20 protein-coding genes, 1 tRNA gene and 1 pseudogene are annotated in these 18,526 nt (G+C 41.9%); 9 read left to right on the top strand and 13 right to left on the bottom strand.

The window, feature by feature from the left end:
- Window positions 1-144: 144 nt before the first annotated feature.
- Complete coding sequence (rpoD, locus tag ACRRSY_RS03640; protein ID WP_432454535.1) at window positions 145-1,971, top strand: RNA polymerase sigma factor RpoD; 1,827 nt, start codon at window positions 145-147, stop codon at window positions 1,969-1,971.
- A 113-nt stretch (window positions 1,972-2,084) separates the two neighbouring features.
- Window positions 2,085-2,161: transfer RNA gene (locus tag ACRRSY_RS03635), tRNA-Ile, on the top strand.
- A gap of 115 nt (window positions 2,162-2,276) precedes the next feature.
- Here ACRRSY_RS03635 and ACRRSY_RS03630 read toward each other — a convergent pair.
- Window positions 2,277-2,441, bottom strand: coding sequence for a topoisomerase DNA-binding C4 zinc finger domain-containing protein (locus ACRRSY_RS03630; protein ID WP_432460920.1), 165 nt, complete (start codon window positions 2,439-2,441; stop codon window positions 2,277-2,279).
- Window positions 2,442-2,819: 378 nt separating this feature from the next.
- On the opposite strand from ACRRSY_RS03630, the gene ACRRSY_RS03625 reads away from it, so the two are divergent.
- Window positions 2,820-3,904, top strand: a protein-coding gene (locus tag ACRRSY_RS03625; protein ID WP_432463767.1) for an IS3 family transposase whose coding sequence is annotated in 2 segments (ribosomal slippage) — window positions 2,820-3,069 and window positions 3,069-3,904 — 1,086 coding nt in all. Because the reading frame shifts where the segments join, the coding sequence is not laid out codon by codon here.
- A gap of 38 nt (window positions 3,905-3,942) precedes the next feature.
- Here the strand turns inward: ACRRSY_RS03625 and ACRRSY_RS03620 are convergent.
- The 5 genes from ACRRSY_RS03620 to ACRRSY_RS03600 all read right to left on the bottom strand — a co-directional run bounded on the left by ACRRSY_RS03620 (window position 3,943) and on the right by ACRRSY_RS03600 (window position 6,831).
- On the bottom strand, window positions 3,943-4,707 hold the full coding sequence (locus ACRRSY_RS03620; RefSeq protein ID WP_432464366.1) for a hypothetical protein: 765 nt from the start codon (window positions 4,705-4,707) through the stop codon (window positions 3,943-3,945).
- A gap of 154 nt (window positions 4,708-4,861) precedes the next feature.
- A complete protein-coding gene (locus ACRRSY_RS03615; RefSeq protein WP_432460918.1) occupies window positions 4,862-5,287 on the bottom strand; it encodes a hypothetical protein in 426 nt (141 codons plus the stop codon).
- A 36-nt stretch (window positions 5,288-5,323) separates the two neighbouring features.
- Window positions 5,324-5,614, bottom strand: coding sequence for a hypothetical protein (locus tag ACRRSY_RS03610; protein ID WP_432460917.1), 291 nt, complete (start codon window positions 5,612-5,614; stop codon window positions 5,324-5,326).
- A gap of 202 nt (window positions 5,615-5,816) precedes the next feature.
- Window positions 5,817-6,326 carry a hypothetical protein gene (locus ACRRSY_RS03605; protein WP_432460916.1) on the bottom strand — a complete coding sequence of 170 codons (510 nt, stop codon included), beginning with the start codon at window positions 6,324-6,326 and terminating at the stop codon, window positions 5,817-5,819.
- 22 nt (window positions 6,327-6,348) lie between these two features.
- Window positions 6,349-6,831 carry a hypothetical protein gene (locus ACRRSY_RS03600; protein WP_432460915.1) on the bottom strand — a complete coding sequence of 161 codons (483 nt, stop codon included), beginning with the start codon at window positions 6,829-6,831 and terminating at the stop codon, window positions 6,349-6,351.
- Between the two features lie 485 nt (window positions 6,832-7,316).
- On the opposite strand from ACRRSY_RS03600, the pseudogene ACRRSY_RS03595 reads away from it, so the two are divergent.
- The 4 genes and pseudogenes from ACRRSY_RS03595 to ACRRSY_RS03580 all read left to right on the top strand — a co-directional run.
- Window positions 7,317-7,526 (top strand): annotated as a pseudogene (locus ACRRSY_RS03595) (transposase); the annotation flags it as partial.
- 60 nt (window positions 7,527-7,586) lie between these two features.
- A complete protein-coding gene (locus tag ACRRSY_RS03590) occupies window positions 7,587-8,027 on the top strand; it encodes a MarR family winged helix-turn-helix transcriptional regulator (protein WP_112404523.1) in 441 nt (146 codons plus the stop codon).
- 110 nt (window positions 8,028-8,137) lie between these two features.
- On the top strand, window positions 8,138-8,563 hold the full coding sequence (locus ACRRSY_RS03585; RefSeq protein ID WP_432454538.1) for an organic hydroperoxide resistance protein: 426 nt from the start codon (window positions 8,138-8,140) through the stop codon (window positions 8,561-8,563).
- Between the two features lie 43 nt (window positions 8,564-8,606).
- Window positions 8,607-9,617 carry an alpha/beta hydrolase gene (locus ACRRSY_RS03580; RefSeq protein ID WP_432454539.1) on the top strand — a complete coding sequence of 337 codons (1,011 nt, stop codon included), beginning with the start codon at window positions 8,607-8,609 and terminating at the stop codon, window positions 9,615-9,617.
- A 612-nt stretch (window positions 9,618-10,229) separates the two neighbouring features.
- On the opposite strand, the gene ACRRSY_RS03575 is transcribed toward ACRRSY_RS03580, so the two are convergent.
- On the bottom strand, window positions 10,230-10,535 hold the full coding sequence (locus ACRRSY_RS03575; protein WP_432454540.1) for a hypothetical protein: 306 nt from the start codon (window positions 10,533-10,535) through the stop codon (window positions 10,230-10,232).
- A 222-nt stretch (window positions 10,536-10,757) separates the two neighbouring features.
- Between ACRRSY_RS03575 and ACRRSY_RS03570 the strand changes: the two genes are divergently transcribed.
- Window positions 10,758-11,636, top strand: a complete 879-nt coding sequence (locus tag ACRRSY_RS03570) for a substrate-binding periplasmic protein (protein ID WP_432464365.1) — start codon at window positions 10,758-10,760, stop codon at window positions 11,634-11,636.
- Window positions 11,637-11,762: 126 nt separating this feature from the next.
- Complete coding sequence (locus ACRRSY_RS03565) at window positions 11,763-12,032, top strand: hypothetical protein (RefSeq protein ID WP_432464364.1); 270 nt, start codon at window positions 11,763-11,765, stop codon at window positions 12,030-12,032.
- Between the two features lie 248 nt (window positions 12,033-12,280).
- Here ACRRSY_RS03565 and ACRRSY_RS03560 read toward each other — a convergent pair whose 3' ends face one another.
- The 6 genes from ACRRSY_RS03560 to ACRRSY_RS03535 all read right to left on the bottom strand — a co-directional run bounded on the left by ACRRSY_RS03560 (window position 12,281) and on the right by ACRRSY_RS03535 (window position 18,315).
- Window positions 12,281-13,273 (bottom strand): transposase, encoded by a 993-nt coding sequence (locus ACRRSY_RS03560; protein ID WP_432464363.1) that lies wholly within the window; start codon window positions 13,271-13,273, stop codon window positions 12,281-12,283.
- Window positions 13,274-13,411: 138 nt separating this feature from the next.
- Window positions 13,412-13,573, bottom strand: coding sequence for a hypothetical protein (locus tag ACRRSY_RS03555; protein ID WP_432464362.1), 162 nt, complete (start codon window positions 13,571-13,573; stop codon window positions 13,412-13,414).
- Between the two features lie 101 nt (window positions 13,574-13,674).
- Window positions 13,675-14,163, bottom strand: coding sequence for a hypothetical protein (locus ACRRSY_RS03550; protein WP_432464361.1), 489 nt, complete (start codon window positions 14,161-14,163; stop codon window positions 13,675-13,677).
- Window positions 14,160-15,692 (bottom strand): AMP-binding protein, encoded by a 1,533-nt coding sequence (locus ACRRSY_RS03545; RefSeq protein ID WP_432454544.1) that lies wholly within the window; start codon window positions 15,690-15,692, stop codon window positions 14,160-14,162. Before ACRRSY_RS03545 ends, ACRRSY_RS03550 begins: the two co-directional genes overlap by 4 nt.
- A gap of 1,478 nt (window positions 15,693-17,170) precedes the next feature.
- On the bottom strand, window positions 17,171-17,539 hold the full coding sequence (locus tag ACRRSY_RS03540; RefSeq protein WP_432464360.1) for a hypothetical protein: 369 nt from the start codon (window positions 17,537-17,539) through the stop codon (window positions 17,171-17,173).
- Complete coding sequence (locus ACRRSY_RS03535) at window positions 17,539-18,315, bottom strand: hypothetical protein (RefSeq protein WP_432464359.1); 777 nt, start codon at window positions 18,313-18,315, stop codon at window positions 17,539-17,541. Before ACRRSY_RS03535 ends, ACRRSY_RS03540 begins: the two co-directional genes overlap by 1 nt.
- Window positions 18,316-18,526 lie beyond the last annotated feature (211 nt).

Here is an 18,526-nt window from a genome sequence, read left to right as displayed (position 1 = left end):
GGCTGTTTAAGTAATAAACAAAAAGATACTATATAAATGCCTTTAATATAGAAATTTTCACCCATACTTGATATAATTCTTCGTTTGCGCTTGCAGCGCTTACGTTTATGGTTTTGCTAGCTTAATCTACTTCGGATGACATCTATGGAACAAACCCCACAGTCTCAACTCAAACTCCTTCTCGCAAAAGGTAAAGAGCAAGGCTACCTAACTTATGCAGAAGTAAATGACCATTTACCTGCTGATATCGTAGATTCCGATCAAGTTGAAGATATCATTCAAATGATCAACGACATGGGTATTCAGGTACATGAAAACGCACCTGATGCCGATGACTTATTGTTGGCGGAAAACACGACCGACGAAGACGCAGCAGAAGCTGCGGCTCAAGCGCTCGCCACGGTAGAATCAGAATTAGGCCGAACGACTGACCCTGTACGTATGTATATGCGTGAAATGGGTACTGTTGAATTGCTAACTCGTGAAGGCGAAATCGATATTGCGAAACGTATCGAAGAAGGCATTAACGAAGTTCAGCGTAGCGTTTCTGAATACCCAGAAACCATCTCTATCTTGCTCGATATGTACGATAAGTATCAGGCAGAAGAGCTTAAAGTGAGTGACATCGTTAATAGCTTCATCGACGAAAACGAAGTCGCCGAAGCCGCGCCCACCGCGACTCACATTGGCTCAGAGCTTGAAGAAAAAGATCTTGAAGACGAAGATGAAGACGACGAAGACGAAGAAGAAGAAGACACAGGCCTAGATCCTGAACTCGTCAAAGAACGTTTCGAAACCTTGCGTGCTCAATACGACAAAACTCACGCAATGATTGCCAAACATGGCCGGACTTCTAAACAAGCGAAAGCCGAGATTTTTGAACTGAGCGAAATCTTCCACACTTTCCGTTTAGTGCCAAAATTGTTCGACAAACTGGTTGCCAGTATGCGCCGGATGATGGAGCGTGTTCGCACCCAAGAACGCTTGGTGCTTAAGCTTTGTGTAGAACAAGGTAAAATGCCGAAGCAAGCCTTCGTTAAAGCCTTCTCAAAAGATGAAACCAGTGACGTATGGTTTAACGAGCATAAAACCTCTGCCAAAGACTATGCCCCAGCGTTAATGGAAGTCGACGAAGAAGTTCGCCGTTGTATCTTCAAGCTAAAATCAGTTGAACAAGAAACCGGCCTATCCATTAACAACATCAAAGACATTAACCGTCGTATGAGCATTGGTGAAGCGAAAGCTCGCCGCGCCAAGAAAGAAATGGTTGAAGCCAACTTACGTTTGGTAATCTCTATTGCGAAGAAATACACCAACCGTGGTTTGCAATTCCTCGACTTGATTCAAGAAGGTAACATCGGCTTGATGAAAGCGGTGGACAAATTTGAATACCGTCGGGGTTACAAATTCTCGACTTACGCCACCTGGTGGATCCGTCAGGCAATTACCCGTTCTATTGCCGACCAGGCGCGTACGATTCGTATCCCGGTTCATATGATCGAAACCATTAACAAACTCAACCGTATTAGCCGTCAAATGCTTCAGGAAATGGGCCGCGAACCCACGCCAGAAGAATTGGCAGAACGGATGTTAATGCCTGAAGATAAGATCCGTAAGGTGCTTAAAATTGCCAAAGAACCGATCTCCATGGAAACCCCGATTGGTGATGATGAAGATTCGCACTTAGGTGACTTTATTGAGGACACCACTCTGTCGATGCCTGTTGATGCAGCGACCGGTGAAAACCTCAAGTTTGCCACTCAAGAAGTACTGGCAGGCCTCACCCCGCGTGAAGCAAAAGTACTGCGGATGCGCTTTGGTATTGGCATGAACACCGACCATACGCTTGAAGAAGTGGGCAAACAGTTTGACGTTACACGTGAACGTATTCGTCAGATTGAAGCGAAAGCTTTACGTAAGCTTCGTCACCCTTCTCGTTCTGAGCAACTTCGCAGTTTCTTAGACGAATAGACCGCTAAACGGCGAATAAATAGGCGCTTAGATTCAAACGCATAGACAAGGCTGAGACTATTTTTTATAATCCAGCCTCGTTGCTAAAGCCAAGCGCTTAGCACTACAAATTCGGCCCTTTAGCTCAGTTGGTTAGAGCACACGACTCATAATCGTTAGGTCCACAGTTCAAGTCTGTGAAGGGCCACCATATACAAAGGCGTAGAAGGTTAGTAACCACTACGCCTTTTCTATTTTTACTTCCTGTGTAGCAAATATGTAGCACTTTTCAGGCAGAAACCTGCTATCTCGCATACTTCTTAAAATTACTGAGTAAATTTACATCGGGGATAGGCTGAACAGCCAATAAACGCATTCCCAGCATTCTTACCGCGCCTTGCCAATCGCTCGACCAACTCAGCCCCACATTTAGGACAAAGCTCACCAGATTGTCTCTGACGGCTTTTTTCAGCAACTAGTTTACGAACCATGTGCCTTGTGGTTAAGTGACGTTCTAAGGCCTCTTTTAAGCTTCAACTCACCAATCTTAACAACAAGCGCTGCAACTTCTTGCTCACTAAACTTACTTGTTTGAACTCTGCTGAATAGCGTGTGCCTTTGGCCATGGTTTTACCTTTTATAGTGAAGTTACATTTTTACCATAAAAAGTGTCGGGTGTTTTCAGGCCTTACCATTAAACTAGAATGAAAGGATAGAGAAATCTACAAGTTTTGTAGGCTCATAAATGTATTGCGACCAGAGTTTATCTACAAATCGCTCAATTAAAGATCAAGTAATGGTAATCCCCCCGAAAATTAATCGCATGCAAAAGTAGAATTTTCTCGTATAGTAAATACAGGAGATTCAACATGAAAAAGTCACGTTACACGGACAGTCAGATCTTATCTATTCTCAAGCAGGCTGAGGCTGGTACACCTGTTCCTGAGCTCTGTCGTGAGCATGGAATGAGCAACGCAACCTTTTACAAGTGGCGTTCGAAATACGGTGGTATGGACGCATCCCTTATGGCGCGGATGAAAGAACTCGAAGATGAAAATCGACGGCTTAAAAAGATGTATGCGGAAGAACGCCTTAAAGCAGAGGTGATCTCAGAGGCGATGGCAAAAAAGTGGTGAAGCCCTGTGAGCGTCGATTGATGGCTCAGCGTTCGGTGGCGAACTATCACATCAGCATTAAAAGTGCATGCTATTGGTTTGGGATCAGCGAGACCTGCTATCACTATAAATCGAAGCTTCAACCTGAGAATGAGTTGATAGCTCAAGAGTTAGTAACGCTGTGCAACAGTGAAGACTGCTCTGACTGGGGCTTTGGCCTGTGTTTTCACCATTTGCGGAACGTTAAAGGGTATACATGGAACCATAAGCGGGTTTATCGGATCTACTGCGAATTGGCTCTAAACTTACGTATTAGGCCAAAACGACGCCTGAATCGCCATACGCCAGAGCCTCTTAAAGAGCCGATTAAAACAAACCAAGTTTGGTCCGTGGACTTTATGCATGATCAGCTATCTGATGGCCGGAAGTACCGTTTATTCAATGTGATAGATGATTACAAACGTGAAGGTCTGGCGTCAGAACCTGATTTTTCAATGCCCACAGTACGAGTCACTCGGATCTTAGAGCAGCTCATCGAACAACGAACCAAACCTGTTGCGATCCGCTGCGACAATGGTCCTGAGTTCATTAGCCATGCGTTTATTAAATGGGCCAACAACCACGACATTCGAATCGATTATATTCAGCCAGGGAACCCACAACAAAACGCGTATATAGAAAGGTTCAACCGTACTATGAGGTTTGGCTTAGTGAGTAAGTATTTGTTTGACACACTTGAAGAGGTTCAAGATCGGGCGACCCAATGGTTATGGTTCTACAATCATCAACGACCACACCTTGCAAATGGAGGGTTCCCACCACTAAAAACGGCAGCATGAATTCTACGAATAAATGCGGTTAATAATGGGAGGATTACCTAATGACTACCACAATAAACGGCGTCATACTCAATGAATAGCGGGTTATCACGGTTGAAAAAGGAAGTGAATGCTGTACATCTAACTTCTTGTACCTTATAACCTTCACTAAGCTGAATAGGCTCCCTGGAAATCTCTCTCAATTTCAATTCTGTAAATTCTGCGTCATTCTTAGAAATACAATCTAGTAGCCTGTCATAATCTACAGGTAACGATCTCAAAGATGATTGACCGTTAAACGAAAAACCAAGACTAGTTTGAGCACTACAACTAGGGAATTTAATAGAAGAAAAAACTAAGCTATTGACTGTGTAATCAAAAGAGGTGTCATTGCTCCCTGTAATGATGAATCCGCCTTTTCCATCATCGGCAGGAGATAGATATAAAGAGTTTGGGGCGATCCTTGGTTGACTAGACTTAATAATTGGCTTATTTAGTAACTCTTCCTCTGCATTTTTTAAATCTTCGTTAGACCCGCTATTTTCTAAGAAGTAATTATAGGCCCACTTCCGTACTGCCGGAATAGTTTTGTCTGCATCCGTATTAAGTATGTCAACAGCTAACTCAAAGTACTTCAATGACAGCTCTTTTTCCTTTTGTGCTGCGTTTACAGCAAGTTCTCTATCTTTCTGGGCTGTTGCATATTTATCATTGAGACAAAGCATAAAGAGCGGAATAAAAACAGCAGATAGGCCAAACTTAACCCAGCCCCCCCAGTCTCTGCCTTTATCTTCTTTGAGGTTAACATTTACATCTTGTGACAAAATCAATCCTTAATAGGGAAAACATTAATAACTTGTCGAAATAGAATATGGATTACAACAGGTGATTATCCCAATACGTTTTTGAAGTAAATTTACAGCTGTAGCTTAAGGCTTATTATCCCTAAACAACTAGTCGGCCCAAAAGACTTTAATCTTATTCGCCTAGCACCTTTACAATTAGGGATTTGGTTTCTTCTAATTCGTTAGAGAGGTTTCCCATTGGATAACCTTCTTTAACCATTTCCTCAACTTCGTGAACATTCTTGTCGAAGTAGCTTATCGCTGCTGTATATTCCACATACCTAAAATCTTGCTCTAAAGCTTCATCAATTGGATAAGCTGCTTCTAACTCTTCTAAAAATGCATCCTTGTAAACAACCACCTTAACAGGGTATTCGTGAGGTCTTGAGTCACCATGCGACTGCCACTGAAACCACTCCACACCCAATAAATGACCACTCATAGAAGGTGGCCCAAAAGCCTTGTAGGGTAATACTAGAGTCTTATCTTCTATCGAAGACTGATTGCATCCGGAGTTGAGGAGAATACTAGCAACAACAATAGGTAAGATTCGTTTCATGTTATTCCTCATGAAGCGCATTTTAGCTTGGCTAAATCAATTAACAAAAAGTCTTACCAAAACTTGATTGCTTTTGGCATCTTTAACCAATACTCCGTCTGGTAAAGCACTAGATCTAAACCTACACGCATCAAAAACATCTATAGGAGTACTAACAAATTTAGGGTTACTGGTTAGCTTTCTAATAGTATCATCTACAAAATCAGAATCCATATCTCCGTTAGTAATGAAGTATAAAAACTTACAGCCTTGCGTTATCTTTTCGACTTCTTGCTCACCGGAGATATTTATTACCGCAGTAAGCCACCAATCATTGCTAGAAGGCAAAAAGCTATCATGTTCATTTTCACGGATGATTGGCCCAGAAGTCCAATAAACCGATTCGACATCTAATCCATCGAGATTTACAAATTGCGCTAATTTCTCAACACTACGAGAGTACTCAATAAAGTTACGTTCTTTAGGTTTATCTTCATAGCAACCTGATAACCAGAAGATTCCTCCTAAGAACAGTAAACCGACCTTTAACTTAATTTAGCGCCCCAGTTTTAGGAATATACTGACCATTAGCATGTCTGAAAAACACATTGCACTCTGTTAGTTCAAAATCATTAGCTACCAGTTGAACATAAGGGTTTAGCTCAATGTATACATCAACATTACCAACTTCACTTTTTGACGTGCCTACAATCGCTTTGTAAACATTGTATTTTTCATCAATGAAATCTTCAGCAGTATCTAAGTTTGAGTTTGTCCAAGGCATTCTGAGGATCAAATCACCTTTACAGTTAGGCGCTTTTATCGGGAAAGAGTTTTGTTGAACCCTCACCTCGAATTGCCCGCCGTTCATAGCAAACTGATCTGCGCTAAACTCTTTTATTGAACTAATGCTTTGATCATTCAATGAAAGCTTCAGGTGATAATAGCTTTTGCCATTAGACGTTGAAGTAACGACATCTTCACTACTCGCGCAGCTAACGTTGCTGAGCATTACACCTGCACCAACGCATGCTATGGCTAACGTTTTTCTTATATTCATAATTATCTATCAGCTCTACATTCTATGGAGTTACAGGAGCAACGTATTTGCTCCACTTGTCTATGTACTCATGCGGAAGCCCTTTGCCTAAAGGCGTGTTGTAATATTGCTTCCAGTACCTAGCTTGGGCTTTAATATCACCAGCTTTTGGCAGTGCTGCAGGAACACGCATATAGAGAACTCTCGCCATAGCAGCAGCGTATTTATCGTTGTTTTCTAGTTCAGTGATTTTGTTCGCATTCGGAGAACTAAGAAATGAGATAACGTCTTTTGCGAGTCCTTTACGGTACTTCAAAAAATTATCCCAAATATCATCATGTGTAGCTGGCTCCATTTGAAAATAACCTTTAGCTGGACCGCCTCCAACCTGACTTCGATACATAAAGTTTAGACTTTCTTGTACCGCAGTACCCAATAGGAGCTCTTCGGCCGCCAAATTAGGACCACTTATCTTTAAAAGAACAGGCTTTATAACCTGCGTTCTAAACACTCTTGCTTTGCTCATTCTTGTAACTACTTGATAGTTTAAAGCTATATAGTAACTTAAAGACTAATGACAAAAAACACTAATAACAAATAAAGCATTAAACGTTCTACACATTTGGTTGCTATAACCACCAGCGTACATACTAGCTGTTTAAGCACTAAATCAGAGTGAATAGCTCAATAAACTAAACCATCACGATAGTATCGGCTAAAGTAATCTATTACCGACAACCCCAACAACAACAATCAGCGAGGCAACTAGAGGAAGCCACCAACGTATGTAGTGGCACACTAGATTTGGCCACCTGATTAGAGGTGATATCATCTCCTCAGGAACGGTAAAATGGACATCCATGATAAAAAACACAAATATTGATAATTTAGACTGTTATCAGCATTCTTATCACGCTTTGCCAATCACTCGACCAACTGTGCCCCACGAGCCTGTAAATTAAATTGTGTAATTGCTTATAATTAGGCCTGAACAGGCTAAGGATAAGCAACATGGATAAGAAAGCTCTCGAAGCATTTGCTCGTGAAGCCGCTAAGTCAATCAAGACCCCTTCAGATCTAGATGACTTTCGTAAAATGTTAACCAAGGTGACTGTTGAGACAGCGTTAAATGCTGAGCTTGATGACCACCTCGGTTATCAGAAACACGCTGAAAAGCCCGATAAGAATAGTCGTAATGGTTATTCATCCAAGACTGTATTGAAACTGCGAAGGCTTGAGGAGAGAATACCCTCACAACGACTTTAGATTAAGAAGAACAATATGCCTGATAATCAGCTATCGCTGGACAATCAAGTGTGTTTCGCACTTTACTCCGCTTCACTCGCAATGACACAACTTTACAAACCAATGCTGGAACCTTTGGGGCTGACATATACTCAGTATCTGATTTTGCTTACATTGTGGGAAGAAGACGGTATTGGCCTTAAAGATATTGGTTCAAAGTTAGGCCAAAAGTCAGGAGCTTTAACACCAGTGATAAAGCGAATGGAAACGGATGGCCTAGTACAGCGAGTTAGATTGCCTCATGATGAACGATCGTTAAGTGTCCGATTAACGTTAAAGGGACGTTCTTTAGAGAAAGATGCTCGAAATATCAACACATGTATTGCTGATGCTTGTGGTCTGGAATCGGAAGAACTCATTGATTTAAAAGATAAAATTATCCTTCTTAGAAAAAATATATCAAATCAAATAAAATAATAGTTGTGCGATAATAGTTATTGCGATAACGTTAGTCCCAACGGAGCACCCATATGTGGGTTCTCTTTAACGCAAATAGTTATCGCAATAATCAATTGAGGGCAATTTAAATGAAATCAATTTATACCACACAAGCAACTTCGACTGGTGGTCGTGACGGACAATCCAAATCGGAAGATGGCAAACTGCTCGTAAAACTTAGTACGCCCCAAGAACTTGGTGGACTTGGAGGCGACGGTACCAATCCAGAACAACTCTTCGCCGCCGGCTATTCGGCTTGCTTTATCGGCGCGATGAAGTTTGTTGCGATGCAAGACAAGATCCGATTACTGAATGAGCCTACCGTGACTGCGAAAGTCGGTATAGGCGAAAATCCACAAGGTATCGGTTTTGCAATTGCTGTAGAACTTCATATTTCTCTACCTGGATTAGAGTATGAAACCGCATTGGCACTGGTCGAAAAAGCGCATCAAGTATGCCCATATTCAAATGCGACTCGTGGAAACATCCAAGTTGAACTAATTGTTGCAAATTAGAATTCATTGTTGAAAAGGCATTTAGACTAAAAGGTAAAGGAAAATGAAATTGACAAAATCTATTTTGGTAATGGCATTGTGTGCGAGTAGTTTCGGGGCTTTTGCTCATTCAGGTTCATACGGAGTTGAACCTCATACTCAAAGCTTCTTACAAGCTTTGGAAGGAGGCCAGCCAATTGAAACGATGACACCAACAGAAGCCAGAGCAGTATTGACCGGTGCGCAAAAAGGAGCGGCTTTGGCACCTGCGTCAGTTAAAAGTTATACCATTAACGTTGATGGTCAAAAAATAGCTATTAAAGTGGTCAGACCCTTAGAAGCGGAAGGCAAACTTCCTGCTTTCATGTTTTTCCATGGAGGTGGATGGGTGCTCGGTGACTTTCCTACACACGAGAGACTGATTCGAGATCTAGTGGTTCGCTCTGGTACAGCTGCAGTATATGTTGATTACACACCGTCGCCTGAAGCGAAGTACCCAGTAGCAATCAACCAAGCTTACGAGGCAACGAAGTGGGTGGCGGAACATGGTGATCAAATCAACATTGATGGTAGTCGTTTGGCTGTAGCGGGCAACAGTGTTGGCGGGAATATGGCGGCAGTTGTTGCTCTGAAAGCCAAAGAAGCCGGAACGCCTAAACTCCGATTCCAATTGTTACTATGGCCAGTCACGAACGCCTCGTTTCAAACTTCTTCCTATGATCAATTCAGCAATGGTCATTTCTTAACGCGTGGAATGATGAAGTGGTTTTGGGATAACTACACAACGAGTCCGGTTGAGCGAAATGAGATTTACGCATCACCTTTACGTGCATCTCTTGAGCAACTTTCCGGTTTGCCGGATACATTGATTCAGACCGCAGAAAAAGATGTACTACGAGATGAAGGTGAAGCTTATGGCATCAAGCTTCAGCAAGCTGGTGTTAATGTCACTTCCGTTCGCTACAACGGTATGATTCACGACTTTGGTATGTTAAACGCGCTATCAACTACCCCCGAAGTTCAAGACTCATTGACGCAAGCTGCACAAGCTCTTGCTAACCATTTAACAAACTAAGTTCTAGACATCTTATTGATAGGTGCTTTGCGGAACCAGCAAAGCACCTCGTTTATAATTAATTTTCAATTCGCAGCACAAGTAATTTGAAAGTGCATTCATACTTACAACATCAGCAATTTCAGGTCGCCCGATAAATTGAGAGTCGATTGATCTAGTGGTCAACTAAAATTGGCCACCGTTTATAGTTTTTCCAATACAGTCGTTCAGACTCATTGGGAGAGTTAAAGTGGACATCCATGATAAAAAACACAAACATTGTTAGTTTAGACTGTTATCAGCATTCTTATCACGCTTTGCCAATCACTCGACCAACTGTGCCCCACGTTTAGGGCAAAGCTCACCAGATTGTCTCTGACAGCTTTTTCAGCAACTAATTCACGAACATTAGCTTTGTGCTTAAGTGATGTTTGAAAACCTCTTTTCAGCTTCAATACCTCAAGCTTAGCGGTGAGCGCTGTAACTTCTGGCTCACTAAATTTGCTCTCCTACTTCGAACGAATGTAACGCAGGCAACCACGTATATGCGTAACATTTTTAGGCATAGCGGTTTTGAAAGTGGCATCAACGGTAAAATGGACATCCATGATAAAAAACACAAATATTGATAGTTTAGACTGTTATCAGCATTCTTATCACGCTTTGCCAATCACTCGACCAACTGTGCCCCACATTTTGGACAAGTCTCGCCTGATTGCCTCTGACGGCTTTTTCAGCAACTAATTCACGAACATTAGCTTTGTGCTTAAGTGACGTTTGGAAACCTCTTTTAAGCTTCAATTCCTCAAGCTTAGCGGTAAGCGCTGTAACTTCTGGATCACTAAATTTGCTCTCCTGCTTCGAACAAATGTAACGCAGGCAACCACGTATATGCGTGACATTTTTAGGCATAGCGGTTTTGAAAATGGCATTGCCCACAAAGCATACTACGGAGATTTTGATGACCCAACGGATCTATCCTTAGATAACAATTTGGAACACTATGTGCCCCTCGACAATAGAAATCTGCGGCCAAGATGAACGCAGACTAGATTGTAACCATACTGTGGTTCTGTCGTGGTCATGGGAATGCTATTTCCCCCCTGCCGAGTCCTCGCATGCACTATGCTTTAGTATAATCAACACTGACTAAGCAAAACGATGAACATACTGAAACGCCTCCGATTAAGCGCAATCACTTACAACCGAGGGCACCTCAACATCATGGTGAAATTCACGCTAATGGCGTGGCTGCTTTTCGGTAGTCTGCATGCAAACAGCAATCCTGCTACATTGCGCCTGTACACCAATATATCGCCTCCCTATCAAGAAATACAAAACAACCAACTGGCAGGCAGTTCGGTTGAAATTTTAGCGTGTTTGATGGAAACACTCGATTGGCCCTATGCGGTTCAAACAGCGCCCTGGAAACGGGTTTACTCCCGGGTTAGAGCGGGTGAAGCAGATGGTTTTTTCACTTCCCTCCCTTTCCCTCAAGCCAATGACTTTGCTGCATTGTCCTCCCCGGCTGCCTTAGAGAAATGGTACTGGTTCTATACGTCTCCAGAGCTTGTGAAGGATAAGGTTGGCATTGTGCGTGGCGCCACTGTCGATCTGTGGCTGCAAGCTGCCTATCCGACGATTAAAGTGCAACGAGTGAATACCCTAGACCAGCTGGTCAAACTACTGATCAAAGGTCGGGTTAATAGCATTTTGATGGATAAGCAAACCTTTGAGAACGTGCAAAAGCAAACACTAGGAAAGGAAATTAACTCGCAATTCGAAAAATATAGTCCGTTGGGTTTCTACTTTTCTAAAGCCTACTTAGCCAATCACCCAGACTTTCTCGACGCGTTTAATCAGGCGTTGCCGAGGTGCGTCAGCTCACTGCCCACCCTGTCCAATACTGAGCGAGTCCTGATGGAGCGAATTGCCACAGAGAAAATCAGTGAATGGGTCAACAACCCGCAGGTGATCCGTGCTGTTGAGCAAAGTAATCAGCGCACATCTTCATTAACAGACGCCAACCTCGCTGACTAAAATAGCGGCCTGCAAAAGATACCAACAAGGTTACAAGCTAAAGTTGACTCAATAATCAATAGTGAGTTATCCGACTACCTCGAAGAGATCGCCGCTAACTCGGCAGGGCTTTACTTAGAGATAATCGTGTTTGACGCGCGAGGAGTGAATGTAGGGCAAAGCCAACCAACGTCCGACTATTGGCAAGGAGATGAAGCCAAATACAGCCAAACCTACTTACAGGGTAACGGTGCTATGTTTATCGATGATATTAACTATGATGCCTCCACACGCAACTTTCTGGTACAAGTTAGTCTGACCATAAGCTCCGCAGCAAATGATAATCCGATTGGCGGGGTGACTATTGGTATCGATATCGAAAAAGCGCTAATGACTTACTACTCGCCTAACGAGTAACCTATTAATGACAACTTCAAAATAGCTTAACCAAGAGTTAAAGAAAAGTTAAAGTAGACATCCATGATAAAAAACACAAAGACAATAACAACGTTAGTTAACTGAACACTGCAATCATTTAGTCCTCAGGCTATTGTCATGCCAATTAACGGGTAAACTTGCCAAAATGGCTCATTTCGTTGATTTTTGAAACAATACACGCCTCAGCAAAGCTGATTATTGAGGGTGGTTCGAAAGTAAGCTCGCGCTTAAGCGCGATTTAACAAACGTTTACAGCAACTTAAACCGGCCGTTCGTTTATGCCCCATATGCTGATGATATTGTCTGAGCAAGCGCTCTTTACCGACTGCGCCAGAAAAGTGCCGTTCAAACTCGCTACTTAAAATCAGCCACTGCGCTTCATTTATCCCTAAGCGTTGGATGATGGAACTTTCGCTACTGTCGATGTCACCCCGTTTATCCTCTCTTACCATGCGTCCAGTCATATCAACCAACTCAAGATAGTCTTTCAGCTCAAAGGGTAAGCCTTGGGGCATCGGCTCTCTTGGGTTACCCACAAAGGGAAACAGGTTTGTTGCCTGGGCTTGTTTTAGCTGAGCTGCTTTTGCTCGTCGCTGTACGCTGGTATGAGCGGAGCCCTCTGGTGTACTTGCCATCTTGGCTCTGATGGGGTTTAAGTCTACGTAAGCCATACACGCCATGAGTGCGGCTTCATCCAAAAGCGCTTGGGATTTAAAGCGTCCTTCCCAAAATCGACCGGTACATTGGTCTTCTTGATTGGCGGCTCGCGCAATGTGTTCGTTTAAATGGCGCATAAACCAGCTTAAGTCATACAGGCGAGTCCGATACACTTCGGCGGTGGCGCGAATGGCCTGCAGTTGCACCTCACTTAACTGCGGACGTAGCTCAAGATTGAGATACACCTGAGTCAGTAAGGTCCCCTGATGCAAGCTATGCCAGCGTTCTAAGACTTCATCCATTGACCAAGCTTCTGCTTGCGGCTGATTAACATGTAGCACGAGGTGGGTATGATTACTCATGACAGCATAAGCACAAACATCAATCGCGAACACCGACGCTAATTTGAGCAAATAATCCTCGACCCACTGGCGACGATGCTCATAGCTCTTGCCGGTTTGTTGGTCTTCGCCACATAAAAAAGCCCGCCGAACACAACGGGAAACACAATGATAGTAGGGTGTATCCGATAAGCTCACTTGCGAGCGTCTTGACCGAGGCATAATGATAACTCCTCAAATAAATCACTATTGACAGTTTAGACTGTTATCGACATTTGGTTAGTTGGGATGGGTGTATTCTTAAATCGTTCTTGAATCGTTGAATCGGGTTTCTTCTTGGATCGCTAAAAACCATTAGCCTTATTTATAGGCAATAAACTCACAATAATGCTCTCTGTATTTACTGGCATCAATTCTAGCTATTCTTTTAAAACCGGCTTCCACTAGCATTTGCTTAAATTCCTCTTCTGCTATCAAATGCGAGTATCGAGTAAAGCTATAGATATCACCTGCAATAGTCATTTCTACCTCCCATTTTCTTTTTTTGGTGCTTTTATCATGGATGATGGTCTCCCTTACATTAACCGGAAGGCAGTTCACTTCGGTTTCATCATGACTAATGCTTATTGGGTGTTCATAGTTAAGGTCTTTATCTGAAGGTATGTCAATATACAAGCACCCCCACTTTTAATGGACTTGAAAATGCCTTTGATAGAATCTTTCATTTCTTTTACGTTGGCGCTTTGGTTATCTTTGTCCCACATATCTGAATAGACGATGGAGTTGCCTCTGCATAAAATCAGTTCGAATAGCTCTGGTAGCTTATCCCCTAATTCTTGCCATTTTATTTTTAAGGGAGATGTCTTTACACTCGTTGTTTGAGCATTTTTATTGAAGCGGGATATCATGTTTTCACAAGCATCAGAGCATGTTATTTTGTATCCTGAATCTATTAAGTCGATGATCCCAAAGCCTGTACCCACAGAACAATCTAAGATATTGCCATGTTTGTATGGCCTAATAATGTCCTTAAGTGAATTAACTAAAGAGTCTCGGCATGAAACAGCGCTTAAGTAATAGTCCAGTTGAGCAGGAAAGCTTAGTGGCTTCATGCTAAATCCTTATATTTTTCGTATAGCTCGTTATCTTCGATCCACTGTTCTAAAGCCTCTCGGTTAACTTTACTGTTATGGCGAGAGTCGCTAGGTAATAGTGAAGGGTAAAATAGTATCTGACTATTGGGGTATCCGATTTCTTTAAGCTTTAGCTTAAGAGACTCTTGTTTAACTTGCTGATGTTCTTGTTGAGGAATGATGAGGCTGACTATATCTCGCTCTTTATGATAAACCACCGCACTAGATAGACAATTGCCATGGATATTCAGGCATTGTTCTATGGCGTCTGGACAAAATAGGCCGTGTATTGATTCAAAGGAATATTTTTTTCTGCTCATGAGCCAAACCATACCCGTGTCATCTATATACCCTAAATCTCCCATTTTATGCCAAATTTCGGTGCTATTTTCTAAGTTTACTTTTGATGACTGCGTTATATCTTTTCTTCTGAAATATTTTTTGGTTATTCGTTGGCCTGAAACGATTAGCTCGCCTATTGTATTGCTGTTTAGGCGCTTGGGATATGCTGAATCGTTGTTACTTTCGATTACAGCAACATTTATGCCTTGGCATGGTTTACCCAAAGGTATTCCTTTGTTATATAAGGTTTTTTCTAAAGATAAGGCTTTAAAGTCTTTGAATTCTATTTGAGTGACAGGAAGTAAGGCTTCTGTGCTCGCATAGGGGATGTAGATCTCGCCGCAGGTCATGGTATCTGAAAGCCTCTGTAGCATGACTAAGTTTAAAGATGCGCCTGCTGTTGAAATTATCTTGATGAAGTCAAGCTGATGCTGTGTTCTTTGACAGTATTGTGTAAGCCTAATCCAAAATGCAGGTGAGGCAAATATATAGTCACTCCCATATGTTTTCATTTGAAAGAATATGCTTTCTATAGACATCAAGTTTGGCTGAGTGGTCCTTGTATTTGGAATGATGGCTTTCTTGTCATTATAAATACAAGCCAACGCTAAATACGGGAATAACACGAACTCGCAGTTGACTTGCTTATGAAAGTGTTTGAGTTCCATTGCTTGGGATTCTAGTTGCTCTAGTGTCCACGGTACTCCTTTAGGTATACCGGTTGTTCCTGTTGTGTATAGCAACATGCAAGCCGAATCTAAGGCTGGTTTATCGTTAAAAACGGGGCTTGCTGGTGCCTTATATAGCTCATTCATAGTGGTTGTTTTAAATTCGGGGATGTCTTGGTTGCTAATCCACAGCACTGGTTTTAACTCATCGATACAAGTAACTAAATTTTTTTTGCTTTGCTTGGGATCGATTAAACTGGGGATAATTCCTGAAATAAAACAGCCATACAGAAGGCTGTAATATTCATATGATGCAGACATAGTTACAACGATGAAATCGCCTCTTTTGGCGCCTAAAGACAATAGTTTTCCCGCTACATCATAGGCTGATTGTAGTAGCTCTGATGCTAGAATTTGCTTAGCGCTAGCAATGTCGACTAGCACCACGTTGTCATTATGGGATGCTCTATGCTGCAATTTTTTTATAAAAGGATTCATTATTAACCCATCAATTACTATTGAGCATTATGTATATAATTATTTTAATCAGTAGTCACGAGGTATTTGAACTTATATGGTCACCCCCGCTGGGTCAAGTTAGATCCAGCAAGTTTATTAATGTACTTCTTTAAGTAGACATCCATGATAAAAACACTGCCGACGATGCTCATAGCTTTGGCCCATTTGCAGGCCTTTGCCACACAAAAAAGCCGTCGAACACAATGATAGTAAGGTGTATCCGATCAGCTCACTTGTGAGCTTCTTGACTGAGGTATAACGATAGTTCCCCCAAATAAATCACTATTGATAATTGAAGTTATTAATGAAGTTTCGCTTGTTCGGATGGGTGTCATGGTTATTTGCGTTCGCAACTTAAACTGGTCGTTCGTTTATGTCCCATATACTGACTCCTGTTTAGACTGCTATCAGTATTTAGTTAGTTGGAATGGGTGTCCTCTTTGACTGTTGGAATGGGTGTCTTCTTTGGCTACGCTAAACTCTTTTATTGAACTAATGCTTTGGTCATTTAATGAAAGCTTCATGTGATAATAGCTTTTGCTATTAGACGTTGAAGAAACGACAACTTCACCATTTGCAAAACAAAAGGTACTAAGTATTACTCCCACACTAATGCAGACAATTTGTAGTTTTGTCATAACAACAAGTTTCAATAAAGGAATGCCAAGATTACCATTCCTACTAATGAGCACCAAAGCCATAGTGATATGAACCAATCTTTTTTCGTCGCTAGCTTACGGGTAGCATCTACTGGAACGAAAGGATAGTTACTGTCATTAAGCAACTTGGTTTGAAACAAAATAATCGTTGCATAACTCAATACCCGAAAACCCGGTCCATCCCAGCTTCCACAACTGAAGCCCTGCTTTATCAGCTCGGGCTCTATTCGTCTCATGGTGAACTTTGCACTTAATAGCCAAGCTACCATTGACGACACAAAAGTAATCATGAAAAAAAGTGAACGCCAGTCCTCATAACTTAAAGGAGGATGCTCCATTACAATGACCTTGGTATACGGTTGAAAATACCATTTCGCTCATACAAGTTTTTAACCTCGCGTTTAAGCCGCTTCATCTGCTTTTGGGGTAGAGTAATCATAAGGTCAATAGATAAATGCTAGGAATACCATTCCTACTAATGAGCACCACAGCCATAGTGATAGGTACCAATCTTTTTTCGTCGCTAGCTTACGGGTGGCATCCACTGGAACAAAGGGATAATTGCTGTCATTAAGCAATTTTGTTTTAAACAAAAAAATTATGGTGTAGCTAAGAACACGAAAACTAGGCCCATCCCAATCTACCCTTTCAATACCTTGCTCTTTTAAACTCTTCTCTATTCTAGGCATACTTATTCGCGCAAAGCACAACCATGCCAACATAATTGAAAGCATAAATACACCACAGCCAATAAATGAAGAAACACCCAATAAGTACATCATCAGCTATAACAAAGTGCTATATGTCAGCCACTAACTCAGAGAAAAAGATGGATAAAACTAGTAATATACCTAACATTGCTATTGCAGATCCCCAAAGCCATAAAGCCAAGTACCAATCTCTTTTTGTGGCTAATTTACGTGTAGCGCTTACTGGGACAAATTGATAGTTTTGATCATTCATTCTTTCTGTTTTAAATAAAATAATCGTGGCATAACTCAGCACGCGGAATCCAAGCCCATCCCAGTCAACCCTTTCAATACCTAATTGATTAAATTCTCGTTCTATCCTTTTCATAGTCATATTTGAGAAAACTAACCACGCTATCATCATCGAAATAGCAAAAATAAAAAAAGCTAAAAGTAGCCAATCAGATACAGCTATCATTAAAGCGACCTCGGCACATAATTAAACACGCCTTCCCTATCATAAAGTTTTGAGACTCCATATTGCGCCCACTGGTCACCCTGAAGTGCCGCTAAATATGTCGCTCCAATACCTATACAGATGGCAATAACCCACCCCACAGGCGTAGCAGTTAAGCCGATAGTGATAGCTGCAGCAGTCACAGCTTTGGCAGCGGCAGCTCCTGCTAAAAATCCCATCGATAAACCCGCTGTTTGCACTACCGCAGTTTTCTGCCAATCTTTACCTTGTTCAAAATCCGCCTGCACGATTTTACCTCGTCTATATATATCGTAACCGAGAAGAAGACGACCAGCTCCTTTTAGCCCCAATGACATCCGTTTTAGGCTTTGTAGCTCTTTAACGTTTGTCACTCTAATTGGCGCATCCGTACGTGCACTTTTAGCTTTATTAATTCCACGAGTAGCATTATTAAGCACCGTTCCTTTACGCGCTTTAACAACCGATGTAGCTTTAGTTAGTTCAGTGCTAAAGACTTCATTAAGAGACTTCCATGCTGTGCGAGCACTAGACTCTAATTTCATCATCTGTATTTTAGGTAACTTAGCTTGGTGCCCGGCTCTCACCGCCATTAAACTTCTTTCGTAAACTTTCAAGCTGTTCTCTAAAGCCGCGCCTCGATTCTCTAGTAACCCAACTCCTGCACTAATGCTGCCTATTTGCAGTTTTGTCATAACAACAAGTTTCAATAAAGGAATGCTAGGAATACCATTCCTACTAATGAGCACCACAGCCATAGTGATATGTACCAGTCTTTTTTCGTCGCTAGCTTACGGGTAGCACTCACTGGAACGAAAGGATAATTACTGTCATTAAGCAATTTTGTTTGAAACAAAATAATCGTTGCATAACTCAATACCCGAAAACCAGGTCCATCCCAGCTTCCACAACTGAAGCCCTGCTTTATCAATTCAGGTTCTATTCGTCGCATGGTGAGCTTTGCACTTA

It is taken from the genome of Agarivorans sp. QJM3NY_33 (assembly GCF_050870865.2).
Lineage (GTDB): Bacteria > Pseudomonadota > Gammaproteobacteria > Enterobacterales > Celerinatantimonadaceae > Agarivorans.
This window is presented reverse-complemented; position numbering and strand designations above follow the sequence as displayed.

Bases quoted from the DNA above. Each gene is read 5' to 3' on its own strand.
- rpoD (WP_432454535.1), top strand. From the start codon at position 145: ATGGAACAAACCCCACAGTCTCAACTCAAACTCCTTCTCGCAAAAGGT.
- ACRRSY_RS03630 (WP_432460920.1), bottom strand. From the start codon at position 2,441: ATGGTTCGTAAACTAGTTGCTGAAAAAAGCCGTCAGAGACAATCTGGT.
- ACRRSY_RS03615 (WP_432460918.1), bottom strand. From the start codon at position 5,287: ATGAAACGAATCTTACCTATTGTTGTTGCTAGTATTCTCCTCAACTCC.
- ACRRSY_RS03605 (WP_432460916.1), bottom strand. From the start codon at position 6,326: ATGAATATAAGAAAAACGTTAGCCATAGCATGCGTTGGTGCAGGTGTA.
- ACRRSY_RS03600 (WP_432460915.1), bottom strand. From the start codon at position 6,831: ATGAGCAAAGCAAGAGTGTTTAGAACGCAGGTTATAAAGCCTGTTCTT.
- ACRRSY_RS03590 (WP_112404523.1), top strand. From the start codon at position 7,587: ATGCCTGATAATCAGCTATCGCTGGACAATCAAGTGTGTTTCGCACTT.
- ACRRSY_RS03585 (WP_432454538.1), top strand. From the start codon at position 8,138: ATGAAATCAATTTATACCACACAAGCAACTTCGACTGGTGGTCGTGAC.
- ACRRSY_RS03580 (WP_432454539.1), top strand. From the start codon at position 8,607: ATGAAATTGACAAAATCTATTTTGGTAATGGCATTGTGTGCGAGTAGT.
- ACRRSY_RS03570 (WP_432464365.1), top strand. From the start codon at position 10,758: ATGAACATACTGAAACGCCTCCGATTAAGCGCAATCACTTACAACCGA.
- ACRRSY_RS03560 (WP_432464363.1), bottom strand. From the start codon at position 13,273: ATGCCTCGGTCAAGACGCTCGCAAGTGAGCTTATCGGATACACCCTAC.
- ACRRSY_RS03555 (WP_432464362.1), bottom strand. From the start codon at position 13,573: ATGACTATTGCAGGTGATATCTATAGCTTTACTCGATACTCGCATTTG.
- ACRRSY_RS03550 (WP_432464361.1), bottom strand. From the start codon at position 14,163: ATGAAGCCACTAAGCTTTCCTGCTCAACTGGACTATTACTTAAGCGCT.
- ACRRSY_RS03545 (WP_432454544.1), bottom strand. From the start codon at position 15,692: ATGAATCCTTTTATAAAAAAATTGCAGCATAGAGCATCCCATAATGAC.
- ACRRSY_RS03540 (WP_432464360.1), bottom strand. From the start codon at position 17,539: ATGATAGCTGTATCTGATTGGCTACTTTTAGCTTTTTTTATTTTTGCT.
- ACRRSY_RS03535 (WP_432464359.1), bottom strand. From the start codon at position 18,315: ATGGCTGTGGTGCTCATTAGTAGGAATGGTATTCCTAGCATTCCTTTA.